Below are 1,574 nucleotides of genomic sequence, written 5' to 3' on the forward strand. Positions count from 1 at the left end.
TAATAAAAAATAACTTTTTCTCACGTTAGGTTAAATCGGTTTACAGCTATACCGCTTTTGGTTTCTTTTTTATAGCAGAAAACTAAAAGTTTGATCATGATCACAATTTAGAATTCAATCACTCACTTCTTGTTCAGTCCTTTTGCGCAGTTGCAAAGCTTTTTTGGATCAGTACACTGACGGCTTCATTTAAATCGAGTTTTTGCTCTATAAAAATCGATTTATGCAGTTTGAATATAAACACCGAGAATCATAATGAAAAAAACAGTGTTAACACTGGCGATTAGCGCCATTGTATTTGGGGCAACAACTCAAGTGAACGCGGCAGGTTTCCAACTTGCAGAATATTCAGCGACAGGTTTGGGCCGTGCATTTGCTGGTGAAGCAGCTATTGCAGACAATGCGTCAACTCAAGCGCGTAATCCAGCCATGCTAGCTTATCTAGAAGGCCGCCAAGTATCAGCGGGTGGCATTTATGTTATGCCAAATGTTGATGTGGTTGGTGATGTCGGTATTTCTTCACCGTTATTAGGCTCAGAGCCATTAGTGATTGGTGCTGACGCATACGATGTTGCTGACAATGCATTTGTGCCAAACTTTTATTATTCAAACCAGTTGAATGATCAATGGACTTGGGGTCTAGCGGTTAATTCAAATTATGGTTTAGCAACTGATATTCCGGTAGCGGATGCAGCGGCTATTTTTGGCAGTAAAACCTCAATTACCACTGTCGAGTTTAATCCCAATGTTGCTTTCCGTGTTGATGACTCATTCACTGTAGGTGCAGGCTTACGTGTTGTGTACGGTGAAGGTGAAGTTAGTGCAACCGCTCCAGGTTGGATTGATGCGATTAAAGCTAATCCTAACTTACCTGCAAGCATTAATGCACGTTTACCTTCAGGTGGTACCAATCTAAAGTCAATGGAAGGTGATGATGTTGGCTATGGTTGGAAAGCGGGCGCGAGCTGGCAAATTAACTCAGCAAACCGCATCGGTTTGGCTTATCACAGTAGTGTCGATCTTAAATTAGACGGTCATGTGTCTGGCGTGGCTTATAACGGTGGTCAAAATATTGAAATTGAGGGCTACTTACCTATTGAGTTACCTGCATTTGCGGAACTGGCTTCTTATCATCAGTTAACTGAAAACTGGGCAATGCATGCAAGTGTTAATTGGACAGAATGGAGTGTGTTTGAACAACTAGTGGCGTACTTCCCTGGTGATGTTAAGCCTGTCGGTGGCCTAGAGTCAGACGTGGTAAAAGAAGAGAACTTTAAAGATAACTGGCGTTATGCGCTTGGTACCAGCTATACACTTAATGACCAGTGGACATTACGTGCTGGTATGGCGCTAGATAAAACCGCGGTTGATGACCAACACCGCACCACCACCATTCCAGATTCTGATCGTTTATGGTTCAGTGTGGGTACCGGTTATCAAGTCTCTAAAAATCTGAATGTTGATGTTGGTGTGACTTACATTCGCACTCATGGTGATGCACCCATTACAGAGACTCAGAGCCTGCAAAATATTGCGTCGGTTAGCTTCACTGGTGAAGCAACGGGTGATGTATG

1 protein-coding gene is annotated in these 1,574 nt (G+C 42.8%); it reads left to right on the plus strand.

The annotated features are described in order from the left end of the window. Nucleotides 1–255: 255 nt before the first annotated feature. A partial coding sequence (locus CXF78_RS16960) for an outer membrane protein transport protein (protein WP_102037428.1) occupies nt 256–1,574 on the plus strand: 1,319 nt, incomplete at its 3' end.

It is taken from the genome of Shewanella sp. 11B5 (assembly GCF_002836795.1).
Lineage (GTDB): Bacteria > Pseudomonadota > Gammaproteobacteria > Enterobacterales > Shewanellaceae > Shewanella > Shewanella frigidimarina.